Here is a 16,079-nt window from a genome sequence, read left to right as displayed (position 1 = left end):
CAGGGCGGTATCAGTGCTCGACGCTCTTCGAGAACAGGTTGATCACCGCCACGCCGGCGATGATCAGGGCGAGCCCGGCGATGGCCGGCAGGTCCAGGCGCTGCTGGTACACGATCCAGCTGATCAGGGAAATCAGGACGATGCCCACACCCGACCAGATCGCATAGGCGATTCCCGTGGGCAGCACGCGCAGGCTGAAGGTCAGCAGGTAGAAGGAGAGGGCATAGCAGCCGACCGTGACGAGGCTGGGCAGCGGGCGGGTGAAGCTGTCGGAGGCCTTGAGCGCGGTGGTGCCGATGACTTCGGCCACGATGGCAAAGGCGAGGAAGAGATAGGCTTGGGTCTGGGTCATGCCGCCATGATACAGGCAGCCATGATGCAGGCGCCAAGGCGGCCGGCACGCCCGGGCGCGCCGGCCGGCGGTACGCCGCTTATTGCTCGCGCACCCAGGTCTGCGAACGGCCGAACATCGGCGCGCCGATGTAGCCGCGCACTTCCAGCTTGTTGCCGTTGTCCTTCAGGGTCGCCTTGCTCTTGTAGGTCTTGCCCTTGGCCGGGTCGAGGATTTCGCCACCGGTGTACTCGTTGCCTTCCTTCTTCAGGCCCGAGAGGATGGTCATGCCGACGATCGGCTGGTCCTTGCGCGCGCCTTCGCAGGCCGTGCACTTCGGGTTCTGGTCCTGGCCGGCCGGACGGAACAGCTTTTCGATCCTGCCGTTCAGGACGCCGTTTTCCTCGGTAACGCGCACCAGCGCCTTCGGCTGGCCGGTTTCGTCGTCGATGGTCTTCCACATGCCCGCTGGCGAGGCGTTTTGCGCCATTGCCGCCGGCATCGCAAACATCATGGCAATCAGGCCTGCCTGCATCAGTTGTCGCATCTTGGGTCTCCAGAATTGTTATTGGTATAGCAGAGTGTAGCAAACAGTACAGACGGCGGGAGACCCAAATTCCGAGGATTCCTTCCAATCGTCATGGCCCCATGCAACGGTCTGTCGACAATTTCGAGACAGTTTGTGGACAGGTTGACTATATTGCCTCGATACAATTTCGATTTTTTCGTAGAGGATGTGCCTACCGTGAAGAGCCTTTCCCGACTTCCCCTGATCCTGCTGGGCGCCGTGCTGGCGACCGGCGCCGCCGCTGCCACCACTGCCGCCAGCCCGGCCGCCGCGGCGCCCTTGTCCATGAAAGTGCATGACCTGGCGAGCATGTTCGCGCAGGTGTGGGACCGCAACGTCGGCAAGGCGGACGAGGAATTCCTGCGGGATTTCAAGGCTTCGGTGGTGCCGAAATTTCCGGCCTTCTACGGCGTCGAGCGCTACAACGGCAAGAAGACCGAAGCGCAGCGCGATGCCGAGATCCTGAAAGCCCGCGCCGAATTCCCGGCGCTGCGCGAGGCTTACGCGAAGAAGGTAGCGCGCTTCACGCAGGACTTGCCGGTCCACCTGGCGAGTTTCAAGGCGGTGTTCCCGGACTACGTACCGAACGACATCTGGTTTGTCCATTCCCTGGGCGAGATGGACGGCGGCAAGCGGACGTTCAAGGGCAAGTCGGAATTCATCTTCGGCGCGGACCAGATGGTCAAGCTCCATGGAAACAACGACGAGACCTTCTTCTTCCATCACGAGCTGTTCCACGACTACCAGCCGATGCAGTGCAAGAGCTGGCCGGTCTGGACCTCGTTATGGCAGGAAGGCATGGCCAGCTATGTGGCGAAAGTGCTGAACCCGAACGCGACGGATGGGGAAATGCTGCTGGACCTGCCGGTGAACATGGTGCCGGACACGCAAAAGCAGATGAAGCGCGCGCTCGACGACCTGTACGCCAAGCTGGACAGTACCGACCAGGAGGCCTACAGCGGACTGTTCCTGCGCAGGGGCGACAATTCCGGCATGCCGGCCCGGCGCGGCTATTACCTGGGCATGCTCGTTGCCGAGGAAGCGGCCAAGACCATGAGCCTGCAGCAGATGGCCAGGCTCGATTGCGACAGCGTGCGGCCGGTGGTGTTCGCCGCGGTGGAGCGGCTGCGCAGCGCGCAGGCTGCTGGCGGCAAGCGGGATGAATGACCGGTTTGTCGCAGGGTGGGCAGGTCTCCTGCCCACGCTACAAAAAACGCGGCCGAGGCCGCGTTTTCTTCTGCACTGACGGCTTACGCCGCCGGCAGCTTCGCCAGCTGTTCCTGCATCTTGGCCAGCGTCGCCGAGAAGTTCGCCACGCGTTCCTTCTCCTGCTCCACCACCGCGGCCGGGGCGCGCGCTACAAAACTCTCGTTGGCCAGCTTGCCGCTCGCCTTGGCGATCTCGCCCTGCAGGCGCGCGATTTCCTTCGAGAGGCGCTCGCGTTCGGCGGCGACGTCGATCTCGACCTTCAGCATCAGCTTGGTGGTGCCGACGATCGACACGGCGGCCGGCGATTCCGGCAGCGCGTCGACGATCTGCACCTCGGCAAGCTTGCCCAGCGACTGGATGTACGGGGCGAACACCGCCATGCGGGCGCGGTCTTCCTCGTTGCCCGGCTCGACGATCAGCGGCACGCGCACCGACGGCGACAGCGACATCTCGCCGCGCAGGTTGCGGGTGGCGTCGATCAGCGCTTTCAGCTGTTCCATCCAGCTTTCCGCCTCTTCGCTCACGAGCGAGGTGTCGGCCAGCGGGTAGGGCTGCAGCATGATGCTGTCACCGGTCTTGCCGGCCAGTGGCGCAATGCTCTGCCACAGCGCTTCGGTCACGAACGGAATGATCGGATGCGCCAGGCGCAGGATCACTTCCAGCACGCGCAGCAGGGTGTGGCGGGTGGCGCGCTGCTGCGCTTCCGTGCCCTGCTGGACCGAGACCTTGGCCAGTTCCAGGTACCAGTCGCAGTATTCGTACCAGGCGAAGTTGTAGATGCTGCTGGCGATGTTGTCGAAGCGGTAGTCGGCGAAACCCTTGGCGATATCGAGTTCGACACGGTTCATCAGCGAGATGATCCAGCGGTCGGCCTGCGACAGGTCTTCCGGCTGTGGTTGTCCGCAGTCCTTGCCCTCCGTGTTCATCATCACGAAGCGGGTGGCGTTCCACATCTTGTTGCAGAAGTTGCGGTAGCCCTCGCAGCGGCCGAGGTCGAAGTTGATGTTGCGGCCCAGCGAAGCGTAGCTCGCCATCGTGAAGCGCACGGCGTCCGTGCCGAAGGCCGGGATCCCTTCCGGGAATTCCTTGCGGGTGGCCTTGGCGATCTTGTCAAGAGCGCGCGGATCCATCAGGCCGGACGTGCGCTTGGCAACCAGCGATTCGACGTCGATGCCGTCGATCAGGTCGATCGGGTCGAGCGTGTTGCCCTTCGACTTCGACATCTTCTGGCCTTGCGAGTCGCGCACCAGGCCGTGCACGTACACGGTCTCGAACGGCACCTTGCCGGTGAAATGGGACGTCATCATCACCATGCGGGCGACCCAGAAGAAGATGATGTCGAAGCCGGTCACCAGCACCGAGGACGGCAGGAAGTGCTGCATGTCTTTCGTCTGCTCCGGCCAGCCCATGGTCGAGAAGGGCACCAGGGCCGACGAGAACCACGTATCCAGCACGTCGTCGTCGCGGCGCAGCGCGCCCGTGATGCCTTGTGCGGCGGCCTTGGCCTGCGCTTCTTCTTCGGTACGGGCGACGACGATCTCGCCGTTCTCGCCATACCAGGCCGGGATGCGGTGGCCCCACCACAGTTGGCGCGAGATGCACCAGTCCTGGATGTTGCCCAGCCACTGGTTGTAGGTGGTGGTCCAGTTCTCCGGCACGAACTTGATCTCGCCGCTGGCGACCTTTTCCAGCGCCACCTCGGTGATCGACTTGCCCGGGTTGAAGGTGCCTTCCGGCGCCGGCTTGCTCATCGCGACGAACCACTGGTCGGTCAGCATCGGCTCGATGACGACGTTGGTACGGTCGCCGCGCGGCACCATCAGCTTGTGCGGCTTGACCTGCTCCAGCAGGCCCTGGCTTTCCAGGTCGGCGACGATCTGCTTGCGCGCGGCGAAGCGGTCCAGGCCCTGATACTGCGCCGGGCCGTTCTCGTTGATCTTCGCATCCAGCGTGAAGATGTTGATCGGCGCAAGGCCGGCGCGCTGGCCGACCGCATAGTCGTTGAAGTCGTGCGCCGGAGTGATCTTCACGCAGCCGGTGCCGAATTCCTTGTCGACGTAGCTGTCGGCGATGACCGGGATCTGGCGGCCTGTCAGCGGCAGGGTGAGCATCTTGCCGTGCAGGTGGGTATAGCGTTCGTCGGTCGGGTCCACGGCCACGGCGACGTCGCCCAGCATGGTCTCGGGACGGGTGGTGGCGACCGTCAGGTGGCCCGAGCCGTCGCTGAGGGGGTACTTGATGTACCACATCGAGCCGTCTTCTTCCTGCGAATCGACTTCGAGGTCGGAGACTGCCGTGCCCAGCACCGGGTCCCAGTTCACCAGGCGCTTGCCGCGGTAGATCAGGCCCTGCTCGTACAGGCGCACGAACACTTCCGCCACGACTTTCGAGCGGGGCTCGTCCATGGTGAAGTATTCGCGGTTCCAGTCCGGCGAGGTGCCCATGCGGCGCATCTGGCCGGTGATGGTGTTGCCCGACTTTTCCTTCCACTCCCAGACCTTCTCGATGAAGGCGTCGCGGCCGAGGTCGTGGCGGGAGATTTTCTGGGCGTCGAGCTGGCGCTCCACCACGATCTGGGTGGCGATGCCGGCGTGGTCGGTGCCCGGGATCCATGCGGTGTTGTAGCCGCGCATGCGGTAGTAGCGGGTCAGGCCGTCCATGACGGTCTGGTTGAAGGCATGGCCCATGTGCAGGGTGCCGGTCACGTTCGGCGGCGGCAGCTGGATGCTGAACGACGGCTTGCCGTCTTCCATGGTGGCGGTGAAGTAACCGCGCTTTTCCCACTCGGTGCGCCAGTATTGTTCAATGTCTGCGGGCTCGAAAGACTTGGCAAGTTCCATGATGGTGAGATAAGAATGTTGAGTGCGTTCGAAAACAAACGCATAAAAACGTTTGCGAAAAGAACCATTATAGAGCAGATGGGGCTATAATCCGCCCCGCTGCGTTCCGGGAAGCCGGGCGCGGCACACGCTAGGGGTCCTGTTGTCGCAATTGCGACACGGGTGAGAAATACCCTCCGAACCTGATCTGGATAATGCCAGCGAAGGGAAGCAGTCAGATGCATGGCCGTGGGCACCCCACGCTCGTCCTGCCGTGTCTGGCGTACTCCTTTGCTGGCTCCGCAAAGGAGCCACATGAACGCACCTCTCAAGTTTGAAGCCGCGACCGCCACCGTCGACCAGGCGGCCATCGAACCCTTCCCGAATTCCCGCAAGGTCTACATCGAAGGCAGCCGGCCCGACATCCGCGTGCCGATGCGCGAGATTTCGCAATCCCCGACACCCGACAGCTTCGGCGGCGAGCCGAATCCGCCGCTGTTCGTCTACGACACCTCGGGGCCGTACACCGACCCGCTAGCGTCCATCGACGTACGCCGCGGCCTGGCCACGCCACGCCTGCCATGGATCCTGGAACGCGGCGACACGGAAGAGCTGTCCGGCCCCACGTCGGACTACGGCAAGGCCCGGTTGGCCGACCCGGCGCTCGCGGCCCTGCGTTTCGAACTGCAGCGCACCCCGCGCCGCGCGAAAGCCGGCCGCAACGTCACCCAGATGCACTACGCACGCCAGGGCATCGTCACGCCCGAGATGGAGTTCATTGCCCTGCGCGAGAACCTGCGCCGCAAGGAATACCTCGCCTCGCTCGTCGATTCCGGCCCGATGGGCGCGCGCGTGGCCGGCCTGATGGCGCGCCAGCATCCGGGCCAGTCCTTCGGCGCCAGCATCCCGCCTGAAATCACGCCCGAGTTCGTGCGCGACGAGGTCGCCCGTGGCCGCGCCATCATCCCGGCCAACATCAACCACCCGGAAATCGAACCGATGATCATCGGCCGCAACTTCCTGGTGAAGATCAACGCCAACATCGGCAACTCGGCCGTCACCTCGTCGATCGGCGAAGAGGTCGAAAAGATGACCTGGGCGATCCGCTGGGGCGCCGACAACGTGATGGACCTCTCGACCGGCAAGCATATCCATGAGACGCGCGAGTGGATCATCCGCAATTCCCCGGTGCCGATCGGGACGGTGCCGATCTACCAGGCGCTGGAAAAGGTCGGCGGCAAGGCCGAGGAACTCACCTGGGAGATCTACCGCGACACCCTGATCGAGCAGGCCGAGCAGGGCGTGGACTACTTCACCATCCACGCCGGCGTGCGCCTGGCCTACGTGCCAATGACGGCGAAGCGCCTGACGGGGATCGTCTCGCGCGGCGGCTCGATCATGGCCAAGTGGTGCCTGGCGCATCACAAGGAATCCTTCCTGTACACGCATTTCGAAGAGATCTGCGAGATCATGAAGGCCTACGACGTGTCCTTCAGCCTCGGCGACGGCCTGCGCCCGGGCTCGATCTACGACGCCAACGACGAAGCCCAGCTGGCCGAACTGAAGACGCTGGGCGAGCTGACCCAGGTCGCGTGGAAGCACGACGTCCAGACCATGATCGAGGGCCCCGGCCACGTGCCGCTGCACCTGATCAAGGAAAACATGGATCTGCAGCTGGAACAGTGCAGCGAAGCGCCGTTCTACACCCTCGGACCGCTCACCACCGACATCGCCCCCGGCTACGACCACATCACCTCGGGCATCGGCGCCGCCACCATCGGCTGGTACGGCACCGCCATGCTGTGCTACGTCACGCCGAAGGAGCACCTCGGCCTGCCCGACAAGCAGGACGTCAAGGACGGCATCATCACCTACAAGATCGCGGCGCACGCTGCCGACCTGGCCAAGGGCCATCCGGGCGCGCAGATGCGCGACAACGCGTTATCCAAGGCGCGCTTCGAGTTCCGCTGGGAAGACCAGTTCAACCTGGGCCTGGACCCGGACAAGGCGCGCGCCTTCCATGACGAGACCCTGCCCAAGGATTCCGCCAAGGTCGCCCATTTCTGCTCGATGTGCGGGCCGCATTTCTGCTCGATGAAGATCACCCAGGAAGTGCGCGAGTACGCGGCCACCAAGGGCGTGGGCGAGCAGGCCGCGCTGGCGAAAGGGATGGAAGAGAAGGCGATCGAGTTCGTGCGCGGCGGCGCGAAGCTGTACCGGGAGGTGTGATGACCGAGATCGAACTGAACGGGACGCCATACCGCGTTCCGGCCGGGCATTCGCTGCAGGAGCTGGCCGGCCAGCTCGGCCTGGCGGACCAGGCCGTGGCAGTGGCGGTCAACCGCGAGGTGGTGCCGCGCCAGCGCTGGCCCGAGCGGCGGCTGCAGGCCCGGGACAAAGTGGACATCGTGCGCGCCATCGGCGGCGGCTGAGTAGACCGTAGGGTGAACGGCTTCGCCGTTCGCGCGTTCAAACAGTGTGGGATGTGTGGCGAGGTAGCTCCATGCGGAAACGGTTTGAACGCGCGGTCGGCACAGCCGACCACCCTACAACGACGAGGAGATAACAATGAATGCAATGAATGACACTGATTTCCTGACCATCGCCGGCCGCCAGTACGCTTCGCGCCTGCTGGTGGGCAGCGGCAAATACCGCGACCTGGCCCAGACGCGCGAGGCGACCCTGGCGGCGGGCGCCGAGATCGTCACGGTGGCGATCCGCCGCGTGAACATCGGCCAGGACCCGAACGCCCCCAGCCTGCTCGACGTGCTGCCGCCCGACGAGTTCACGATCCTGCCCAACACGGCAGGCTGCTACACGGCGAAGGACGCCATCTACACGCTGCAGATGGCGCGCGAGCTGCTGGGCGGGCGCAAGCTGGTGAAGCTGGAGGTGCTGGGCGACGAAAAGACCCTGTTCCCGCAGATGCCCGAGACGCTCAAGGCCGCCGAGGTGCTGGTGCGCGACGGCTTCGACGTGATGGTCTACTGCAGCGACGATCCGGTGCAGGCGCGCATCCTGCAGGAGATCGGCTGCGTGGCCGTGATGCCGCTGGCTTCGCTCATCGGCTCGGGCATGGGCATCCTCAATCCGTGGAACCTGCGGCTCATCATCGAGCAGGCGAGCGTACCGGTGCTGGTCGATGCCGGCGTCGGCACCGCCTCGGATGCGGCCATCGCGATGGAGCTGGGCTGCGACGGGGTCTTGATGAACACCGCCATCGCCGCCGCGCGCGATCCGGTACGCATGGCACGCGCCATGCGCCACGCCGTGATCGCGGGGCGCGACGCGCACCTGGCGGGGCGCATGCCGAAGCGGTTTGCCGCCTCGCCTTCCTCCCCGGTCGAGGGGATCGTTACTTGAACGTGCCCACCGTACTCGTGTTCGCCGGGCTCGACCCCAGCGGCGGGGCCGGGCTGGCGGCGGACATTACCGCCATCGGGGCGCTCGGCGCCCATGCGCTGCCGGTGGCGACGGCGCTCACCGTGCAGGACAACAACCGCGTGCACGCGGTGCAGCCGGTCGATGCCGCCTTCGTCATCCGCCAGGCGGATGCCCTGGTCGATACCTGCCGCATCGATGCGGTGAAGATCGGCATTCCCGGCAGCGCGGACAACGCGGCCGCCATCGCCAGGCTGCTGCGCCGGCTGCGCGCGGCCAACCCGGGCCTGCCGGTGGTGCTCGACCCGGTGCTCGCCAGCGGCAACGGCGACGCGCTGGGCCGGGGCAATGCGACCGACGCGCTGGCGGAACTGCTGCCGCTGGCGACGATCGTCGTGCCGAACCTGCCCGAGGCGCAGGCGCTGGGACGGCTGCCCTGTGCGCACGTGCTGGTGACGGGCGGCCACGGCGAGGAAGACATCATCACCAACCGCTGGCTGCGCGACGGCGTGGAGGCGCGCGCCTGGCGCCTGCCGCGCCTGCCGCACACCTATCACGGCAGCGGTTGCACGCTGGCGGCCGCGATCGCCGCCCGGCTGGCGCTGGGCGACGCGGTCGAGGCCGCGCTCGACCAGGCGCAGGCGTACTGCCACCAGACGCTGGCCCATGCGTTCCGGATCGCGCCCGGTCAACGCATCCCGCGCCGCATCCTGCAACCACACCGAGCGCACTGAGTACGCCGGGTGCAAAGAAAGGACAACCATGGACAAACACTTCATGCGGGGGCTCTACCTCGTCACCCCCGACTGGGACGACACCGACCGCCTGCTGGCGGTCACCGATACGGCGCTCATGGCCGGCGCTGCATTGGTCCAGTACCGCCACAAGGGCGCCAGCCCGGCGCTGCGGGCCGAGCAGGGCTCCGCCCTGCTGGCGCTGTGCCGCGAGCATGGCCGCCCGCTCGTCATCAACGACCATATCGACCTGTGCCGCGACCTCGATGCAGACGGCGTTCACCTGGGCGGCACCGACGCGCCGGTGGCCGAGGCCCGTGCCCTGCTCGGACCCGACAAGATCGTCGGCGCCTCCTGCTACGGCGAACTGACGCTGGCCGAGCAGGCCCGGCAGGCCGGCGCGAGCTATGTCGCATTCGGCGGCTTCTATCCGTCGCCGGTCAAGAAATACACCTTCGTGACGCCGCCGGAGATCGTGGACGTCTGGCGCGAGCGGGTGTCCCTGCCGATGGTGGTCATCGGCGGCATGACACCGGAGAATGCCGCGCCGCTGGTCGGGCGCGGCGCCGCCATGGTGGCGGCAATCACCAGCGTGTATGCCGCCGATGACCCGGCCGCGGCGGTGCGCGCCTTCTGCGCACTGTTCAGGAGCTGAGCCGAAGAAGGAAATCGCCGGTTCGCCGCTTCACCAGTTGCGCCACGGAGACAGGTCCGGGCTGCCGTTGTTTATTGCTGACTGGCAAATATATAATGTGCCGGGCATTCTTTCCAATCACGGCCGGCCTGGCATCGGCCAAGGACAGCATCGCCGCATGACGCGGCAGCGGAGAACACGATGAAACATATGAAGGTGGGGACCCGCCTGGCGCTGGGTTTCGCCCTGGTGCTGGCGATGCTGGTGGCCGTGATCGGTTTCGGGATCGCCAAGCTCGGCACGCTCCATGAGGACACGCGGACGATGGCGCTCGAGGCCTACCCGAAAGTCGTCGTGGCGCAGGACCTGGCCGACCGCATCAACCGCACCGCGCGTACGGTGCGCGACCTGCTGCTGGCAAGCAGCGAGGAAGCGGACAAGAAGAACTTCGCGGCGCTCGCCACCAGCCGCAAGGAAACCGACGAGATGTTCGCCCGGCTCGACCAGGTCGTCAATACCGATACCGGCCGCGCGAAGCTGCAAGCCTACAAGGGCGCATACGCGCAATATATCGGGGCAATCGACCAGGTGCTGCAACTGCACGCCGCCGGCGAGCGCGAGGCGGCCATCGCCCACCTGCTCGGCCCTGCGCGCAAGCTGCAAAGTGCCGTGTTCATCGCATCGAACGAGCTGATCGCATTCCAGGGCGGCAGCATGCAGGCCACCTACGAGGAGGCGGAGCAGACCTATGCGATCGGCCGCAATGCGATGCTGGCACTGGGCGCGCTGGCGCTCCTGGGAGGCGCCGTGGCGGCCACCCTGATCACCCGCGGCCTGCTGCGCGAACTGGGCGGCGAGCCGGGCTACGCGGCCGAAGTCGCCGGCCAGATCGCCGCCGGCAACCTGGCGGTGCAGATCGACACGGCGGCCAACGACCGCTCCAGCCTGCTGTTCGCGATCCGCGGCATGCGCGACAGCCTGGCCGCCATCGTCAGCCAGGTGCGTAGCGCCACCGATGCCATCGCCACCGCTTCCGCCGAGATCAATGCCGGCAACCAGGACCTGTCCAGCCGCACCGAGCAGCAGGCGTCCTCCCTCGAGGAAACCGCGTCGTCGATGGAAGAACTGACGTCCACCGTGCACCAGAACGCCGACAACGCGCGCCAGGCGAACGGTTTGAGCACGGCGGCCTCGAACGTGGCGTTGCGCGGCGGCGAAGTGGTGGCCCAGGTGGTCGAGACCATGGGTGCGATCGATGCCTCCTCGCGCCGCGTGGTCGACATCATCGGCGTCATCGACGGCATCGCTTTCCAGACCAATATCCTGGCGCTGAACGCCGCCGTGGAAGCGGCGCGCGCCGGCGAACAGGGGCGCGGCTTCGCGGTCGTGGCTTCGGAGGTGCGCAACCTGGCGCAGCGTTCCGCCAGCGCGGCCAGGGAGATCAAGGCCTTGATCGGCGATTCGGTCGAGCGGGTCGAATCCGGCAGTGCGCTCGTGGCGCAGGCCGGCGCGACCATGCAGGAAGTGGTCGAGAGCGTGCGCCGCGTCACCGATGTGGTGTCCGAGATCAGCGCCGCCACGGCCGAGCAGAGCGAGGGCATCGAACAGGTCAACGGCGCCATCGCGCAGATGGACCAGGTGACCCAGCAGAATTCGGCACTAGTGGAAGAAGCCGCGGCCGCGGCCGCGTCGATGCAGGAGCAGGCTGCGCGCCTGGGCGCGCTGGTGGCCGTGTTCCGCCTGGCCGAAGGGCAGGGCGCGACGGTGGCGTCGATGGCGGCGCCGGCCGGGACCGCCTCCCCGGTACGTGCCGTCGTGGCGACCGCATAAGGCGCTGTCCATACCGGGAAGCACGGAGCCTTCCGGCAGAGGAGGCGCACGGCCATCGGCACGCCACGTTGCATGCCCTTGCATACAATAGGCGCATTCCCCAGCCGACCGAAGACCATGCGACCGCTGCGCCTGCTCATCCATACCCGCCGTCACCCGTCCGCTATCCTGCTCCTGGTGCAGCTGCTGGGCATGCTGCTGTACCCGTTCATCGAAAAGGCGCCCGCGGGGCATGGCGTGCTGAACGTATTCGGCGTCGTGGTGCTGGCGCTGACGATCCGCATGGTGCGGCGCACGCCGGGCGAGACCTGGATCAGCGTGGCGCTGGCGGTGCCGATCATCGTCCTGCTGGCGCTGCAGAGCCTGTTCGACCTGCGCAGCACGCTGCTGCCCTGGTCCTCGGCACTGGAGGCCGTGTTCTACTTCTACGCCGCCGGCAGCCTGATCGCCTACATGATGGGCGACCGCCAGGCCACCACCGACGAGCTGTTCGCCGCCGGCGCGACCTTCACGCTGCTGGCATGGGGGTTCACCCACCTCTATCTCATGGTGCAGGAACTGCAGCCCGGCACCTTTGCCGCCGCGGTCAACGGGGATGCCCCGCGCACCTGGAGCGAGCTGAATTACCTGAGCTTCGCGCTGCTGTCGAGCACCGGGATCGGGGACGTGATTCCGCTCACCGTCCACGCACGGGCACTGTGCAGCATCGAGATGCTGGTCGGCGTGATGTACCTGGCGGCCGTGGTGGCGCGCCTGATCGGCTTCACCACGCAGGGCAAGGTACACACGCGCCGCCCCGACGCACCGCGCGAGCAGTGGGGGCAGGACTAAGTACTCGCCCATTTAGCTCCTCTGATGTATGCATCAAATTGAACCTGCCGTGCATTGACCGCCTGCAACGCGTCATGCGATATTGCTTTTCTTGCCATTTCAACGACAACACCGCATGCGTCTTTACGTTTCCGCCCTCGTCATTGCGCTGGCCACTGCCGGCTGCGCCCAGCTTCCTCCCCTCGACGGCATCTCGCCCCAGGCCTTGCAGGGGCACGTGTCGTTCCTGGCTTCCGACCTGCTCGAAGGGCGCGGCACGCCCTCGCGCGGACAGGATGTGGCGGTCGAGTACATCGCGGCCCAGTTCCGCCGCGCAGGGCTGGAGCCGGCGGGCGACGACGGCTACTTCCAGACCGCGGCCTGGCAGTACGCCGAGCGCAAGGCGGACGACGTGTCGCTGACCGTGAGCGCCGGCGGCACCAGCATCGAGGTGCCGGGGGCAGCCGTCAGCGGCAACTTCCTCGACCCGGTGACGCTGGCGGCAACGCCGGCGGTCTTCATGACCTGGAAGGATGCCCTGGACAACAGCGAAGCGGCCAACGGCAAGGTGCTCGTGGTACCGGCCGCGCCGGTGCCGGGCGCGGCCCGGGTACTGCAGGAAAAGCTCAAGGGCAAGCCGGCGCTGGTCATCATGATCGACCGCGAAAAGCGCCATGGCGCCGGCAGCGGCGGCTGGCTGGTCGATCCGGAACAGCCGGTCGCGAAAGGCGCGCCGCCCGTGCTGGTGTTGCAGGCGCCGGATGCCGCCGCAACCCTGGAGCAGGGCGGAGCGATGGTTTCCGCGCGCGTGGCCGCGCCGGCGCTGCGTCCGGTCAAGCTGCGCAACGTGGTCGGCGTGCTGCGCGGGTCCGATCCGCAATTGAAGAGCACCTACGTGCTGCTCACCGCGCACCACGACCATGTCGGCATCCGCAACGGCGAGATCTACAACGGCGCCAACGACGACGCCAGCGGCGTGGTCTCGATCATCGAGATCGCCAACGCACTGGCTGCCCACAAGGAGCGCCCGCGCCGCAGCATCGCGTTCATGACCTTGTTCGGGGAAGAGCTCGGCCTGCTGGGCGCGAAGTACTACGCGCGCCACCCGGTGTTTCCGCTGAAAGACACGGTGGCCAACATCAACCTGGAGCAGCTCGGACGCACCGATGACAGCGAAGGCGCGAAGATCAACGCCGTCGCAATGACCGGTTTCGACTATTCGACCGTCAGCGACACGCTGCGCAAGGCCAGCGAGCGCACCGGAGTGCGCCTGTGGAAGCACCCGACCTATAGCGACCAGTTCTTCTCGCGCGCCGACAACCAGGCGCTGGCGGACGTCGGCGTGCCGGCGCACACGCTGTCGGTGGCCTACGCCTTTCCGGACTACCACGGCAAGGACGATACCTGGGACAAGCTCGACTACGACAACATGGCGCGCGTGACGCGCATGCTGGCGGTGGGCGTGTACGAGCTCGCCAACGACCGCGTGCGCCCCACCTGGACGAATGCGCCGAAAGCCGCCGGCTATGCCGCCAAGGGGCGGGCGCTGCAGGCGGCCCAGTGAGCGTGATGTGATGGACAGCGCGCCCGTCATCCGCCGCCTGCTGCCGCAAGAGTGGCAGGCCTACCGCGCCATCCGCCTGCGCGCGTTGGCGGACGCTCCCGACGCCTTCGGCAGCACGCTGGCGGCCGAGGGAGCGCTGGCGCCGGACACCTGGGCGGCGCGGGTCGCGAAGTCGGCGCTGTCGGGAATCGACTGCGCGCTGGTGGCGGAGCAGGCCGGTGGGTTCGTCGGCCTGCTGTGGGCCAAGGTGGACGCGCAGGACGCCGGGCGGGTGAACCTGTTCCAGATGTGGGTCGCGCCGGAATGCCGGGGCCGGGGCGTGGCCGCAGCCCTGCTGGGCGAGGCACTCGGCTGGGCGCGGGCGCGTGGGACGCGGGTGGTGCACCTGGGCGTGAACCGGGCGAACGGCAGTGCGGTCAGGCTGTACGAACGTGCAGGATTCGAGTCGATCGGCGCGCCTTATCCGCTGCGCGAGGGCGAACCGCACTTGGAGCAGGAAATGCGGCTGGCGCTGAGCCGTTCAGCGTAGGGTGGGCGGGAAACCCGCCCCACCCTACAAAAAAGGGACGCCGAAGCGTCCCTTTTTACTGTGCCGGTAAGGTTTAGTTACCGCAGCCCAGCGAAGCGATGCGGTCGCGGGCGGCTTTCGCCTGCACCAGGCCGAAGCCGTACTTGGTGTCGCGGCCGGCCGGGCCCAGGTCGAGCGCGCTCTTGGTCAGCGAAGCGCGCATCTGTGCGGCGGTACAGGTCGGGAAGTAGCTCCAGACCAGTGCTGCCACGGCCGACACGTGCGGGGTCGCCATCGAGGTGCCGTCGAAGTAGGCGTAGTTGCTGGTCTTGATGCCGACAGTCGCGCTCTGGCCCAGCTGCAGCTTCATCGCGGCGCCATCGGTATCGGTCGCGGTGACCGACGGGATGGTCGTCACGGTGGTGCCCAGGGTGCCGCCGAAGGCGCCCGCCGCGTTGTTGTACACGACCGCGCCGACGCCGCCGCTGTTCTGGCAATTCGAGACCTTGGTGGCGAAGTCCACGGTGCCGCGCTGGATCAGGCAGACCTTGCCGGAGACGGCGGTGTTGACCTTGTCGCCGATGCCGAAGTCGGCCAGCGGTGCGGTCGCGGTCTTGACCGGCGAGCCTTCCATCGCGCCCGGAGCGTAGGTGGTCGAGCCGACCGTCAGGATGGCTTCCTGGCCAGTGCCCATCGGGACGGTCGACAGCACGCTCACGCCGGGGCCGGCCAGCTCGACCTGGCTGTTGTACTGCGAGAAGGTGGCCCACTGCTTGTTCTCGTCCACGGCGCCGACCATGATCACGCTGTTGTAGCCGGCCGGGTAGGAGACCACGGTGTTGCCGTCGTTGCCGGCGGCGGCCAGGTTCAGCACGCCTTTCGAATACAAGGTATCGAAGGCCCGCTGTTCGGTGGTGCTCTTGCGGCCGCCGCCCAGCGACATGCTGATCACGTTGGCGCCGGCTGCGCCGCACTTGTTGGCGGCCGAGGCCAGGGTCGACGAATAGGCCCAGCCGTTCGCGCCGAACACCTTCACGATGTGCAGCTTGAGCTGCTTGTTGGCGGCCACGCCGACTACGCCGGTGCCGCTGTTGTTGATGGCGGCGATGGTGCCGGCAACGTGGGTGCCGTGGCCGTCTTCGTCGGTGTACCACCAGCCGGTGCCGGCGTCGTATTCACCGGTGGCCGGGTTGGCGGACAGGTCTTCATGGTTGCGGTCGTAGCCGGAGTCGATGATGCAGACCTTGCGATTGGCGGCGTTGGCGTCGCTCAGCTGGTCGGCCTGCACCTGCGAGATGCCGTACGGGACCTGCTGGCCCGCCAGGTAAGGGGTGCCGGTGGACGGGCTGGTCAGCGCGAACGGCTTGCGGATCACGTCCTCTTCGATGTATTCGACGTTCGGGTTGTTCTCCAGGCCCTTCAGCGCGACTGCCGGGACCTCGATGGCCATGGCGTTCATGCCGAAGATCTCGTGTTTCACCGAACCCTTGGCAGCGGCGACGGCCGACTTCATCTTGGCAGCGGCGCCCGGCTTGAAGGCGACGATGACGCGCGTGGTGTCGGCGGTGGCCGCTTGCGCGCTGCCGAAGACGCCCGCGGCGACCAGGGCCGCCACGCAAACACGAAGGGAGGTTGCGCGAGTATTCTTGTCTACCATTGATATTCTCCGTTTGAAAACAATCAGTTACGCC

Annotated in this window: 14 protein-coding genes and 1 riboswitch; of the genes, 10 read left to right on the top strand and 4 right to left on the bottom strand. The window is 66.5% G+C overall.

From position 1 onward, the window contains the following. Positions 1 to 10: 10 nt before the first annotated feature. Together ACFFJK_RS05730 and ACFFJK_RS05725 are read right to left on the bottom strand one after the other, a co-directional pair. Positions 11 to 352, bottom strand: a complete 342-nt coding sequence (locus ACFFJK_RS05730; RefSeq protein WP_379678191.1) for an SMR family transporter — start codon at positions 350 to 352, stop codon at positions 11 to 13. Positions 353 to 431: 79 nt separating this feature from the next. Then, positions 432 to 878 carry a DUF2147 domain-containing protein gene (locus tag ACFFJK_RS05725; RefSeq protein WP_379678190.1) on the bottom strand — a complete coding sequence of 149 codons (447 nt, stop codon included), beginning with the start codon at positions 876 to 878 and terminating at the stop codon, positions 432 to 434. A gap of 198 nt (positions 879 to 1,076) precedes the next feature. On the opposite strand from ACFFJK_RS05725, the gene ACFFJK_RS05720 reads away from it, so the two are divergent. Next, on the top strand, positions 1,077 to 2,066 hold the full coding sequence (locus tag ACFFJK_RS05720) for a hypothetical protein (RefSeq protein WP_379678189.1): 990 nt from the start codon (positions 1,077 to 1,079) through the stop codon (positions 2,064 to 2,066). An 83-nt stretch (positions 2,067 to 2,149) separates the two neighbouring features. On the opposite strand, the gene ACFFJK_RS05715 is transcribed toward ACFFJK_RS05720, so the two are convergent. Next, the gene (locus tag ACFFJK_RS05715; RefSeq protein WP_379678188.1) at positions 2,150 to 4,948 is read right to left on the bottom strand and encodes a valine--tRNA ligase; all 2,799 of its coding nucleotides are present in this window, start codon (positions 4,946 to 4,948) and stop codon (positions 2,150 to 2,152) included. Positions 4,949 to 5,070: 122 nt separating this feature from the next. Further along, positions 5,071 to 5,174: riboswitch (TPP riboswitch) on the top strand. Positions 5,175 to 5,242: 68 nt separating this feature from the next. Here ACFFJK_RS05715 and thiC point away from each other — a divergent pair. The 9 genes from thiC to ACFFJK_RS05670 all read left to right on the top strand — a co-directional run bounded on the left by thiC (position 5,243) and on the right by ACFFJK_RS05670 (position 14,409). Beyond that, complete coding sequence (gene thiC, locus ACFFJK_RS05710; RefSeq protein WP_379678187.1) at positions 5,243 to 7,156, top strand: phosphomethylpyrimidine synthase ThiC; 1,914 nt, start codon at positions 5,243 to 5,245, stop codon at positions 7,154 to 7,156. Further along, entirely contained in the window at positions 7,156 to 7,359 is a 204-nt protein-coding gene (gene thiS / locus ACFFJK_RS05705; protein ID WP_379678186.1) for a sulfur carrier protein ThiS, read from the top strand. Before thiC ends, thiS begins: the two co-directional genes overlap by 1 nt. A 136-nt stretch (positions 7,360 to 7,495) precedes the next feature. Beyond that, positions 7,496 to 8,290 (top strand): thiazole synthase, encoded by a 795-nt coding sequence (locus ACFFJK_RS05700; protein ID WP_379678185.1) that lies wholly within the window; start codon positions 7,496 to 7,498, stop codon positions 8,288 to 8,290. Next, a complete protein-coding gene (gene thiD / locus ACFFJK_RS05695; RefSeq protein ID WP_379678184.1) occupies positions 8,287 to 9,042 on the top strand; it encodes a bifunctional hydroxymethylpyrimidine kinase/phosphomethylpyrimidine kinase in 756 nt (251 codons plus the stop codon). Before ACFFJK_RS05700 ends, thiD begins: the two co-directional genes overlap by 4 nt. Before the next feature lie 43 nt (positions 9,043 to 9,085). Next, entirely contained in the window at positions 9,086 to 9,697 is a 612-nt protein-coding gene (thiE, locus tag ACFFJK_RS05690) for a thiamine phosphate synthase (RefSeq protein ID WP_379678275.1), read from the top strand. Between the two features lie 180 nt (positions 9,698 to 9,877). Then, entirely contained in the window at positions 9,878 to 11,506 is a 1,629-nt protein-coding gene (locus ACFFJK_RS05685; RefSeq protein ID WP_379678183.1) for a methyl-accepting chemotaxis protein, read from the top strand. Between the two features lie 117 nt (positions 11,507 to 11,623). Beyond that, positions 11,624 to 12,337, top strand: coding sequence for an ion channel (locus ACFFJK_RS05680; RefSeq protein ID WP_379678182.1), 714 nt, complete (start codon positions 11,624 to 11,626; stop codon positions 12,335 to 12,337). Positions 12,338 to 12,452: 115 nt separating this feature from the next. Next, positions 12,453 to 13,880, top strand: a complete 1,428-nt coding sequence (locus ACFFJK_RS05675; RefSeq protein ID WP_379678181.1) for a M28 family metallopeptidase — start codon at positions 12,453 to 12,455, stop codon at positions 13,878 to 13,880. A gap of 10 nt (positions 13,881 to 13,890) precedes the next feature. Next, positions 13,891 to 14,409 (top strand): GNAT family N-acetyltransferase, encoded by a 519-nt coding sequence (locus ACFFJK_RS05670; RefSeq protein WP_379678180.1) that lies wholly within the window; start codon positions 13,891 to 13,893, stop codon positions 14,407 to 14,409. A 73-nt stretch (positions 14,410 to 14,482) separates the two neighbouring features. Here ACFFJK_RS05670 and ACFFJK_RS05665 read toward each other — a convergent pair whose 3' ends face one another. Beyond that, on the bottom strand, positions 14,483 to 16,003 hold the full coding sequence (locus ACFFJK_RS05665) for a S8 family serine peptidase (RefSeq protein ID WP_379678179.1): 1,521 nt from the start codon (positions 16,001 to 16,003) through the stop codon (positions 14,483 to 14,485). Between the last annotated feature and the right edge of the window lie 76 nt (positions 16,004 to 16,079).

Source organism: Massilia consociata (genome assembly GCF_042432755.1).
Taxonomy (GTDB): domain Bacteria; phylum Pseudomonadota; class Gammaproteobacteria; order Burkholderiales; family Burkholderiaceae_D; genus Telluria; species Telluria consociata.
This window is presented reverse-complemented; position numbering and strand designations above follow the sequence as displayed.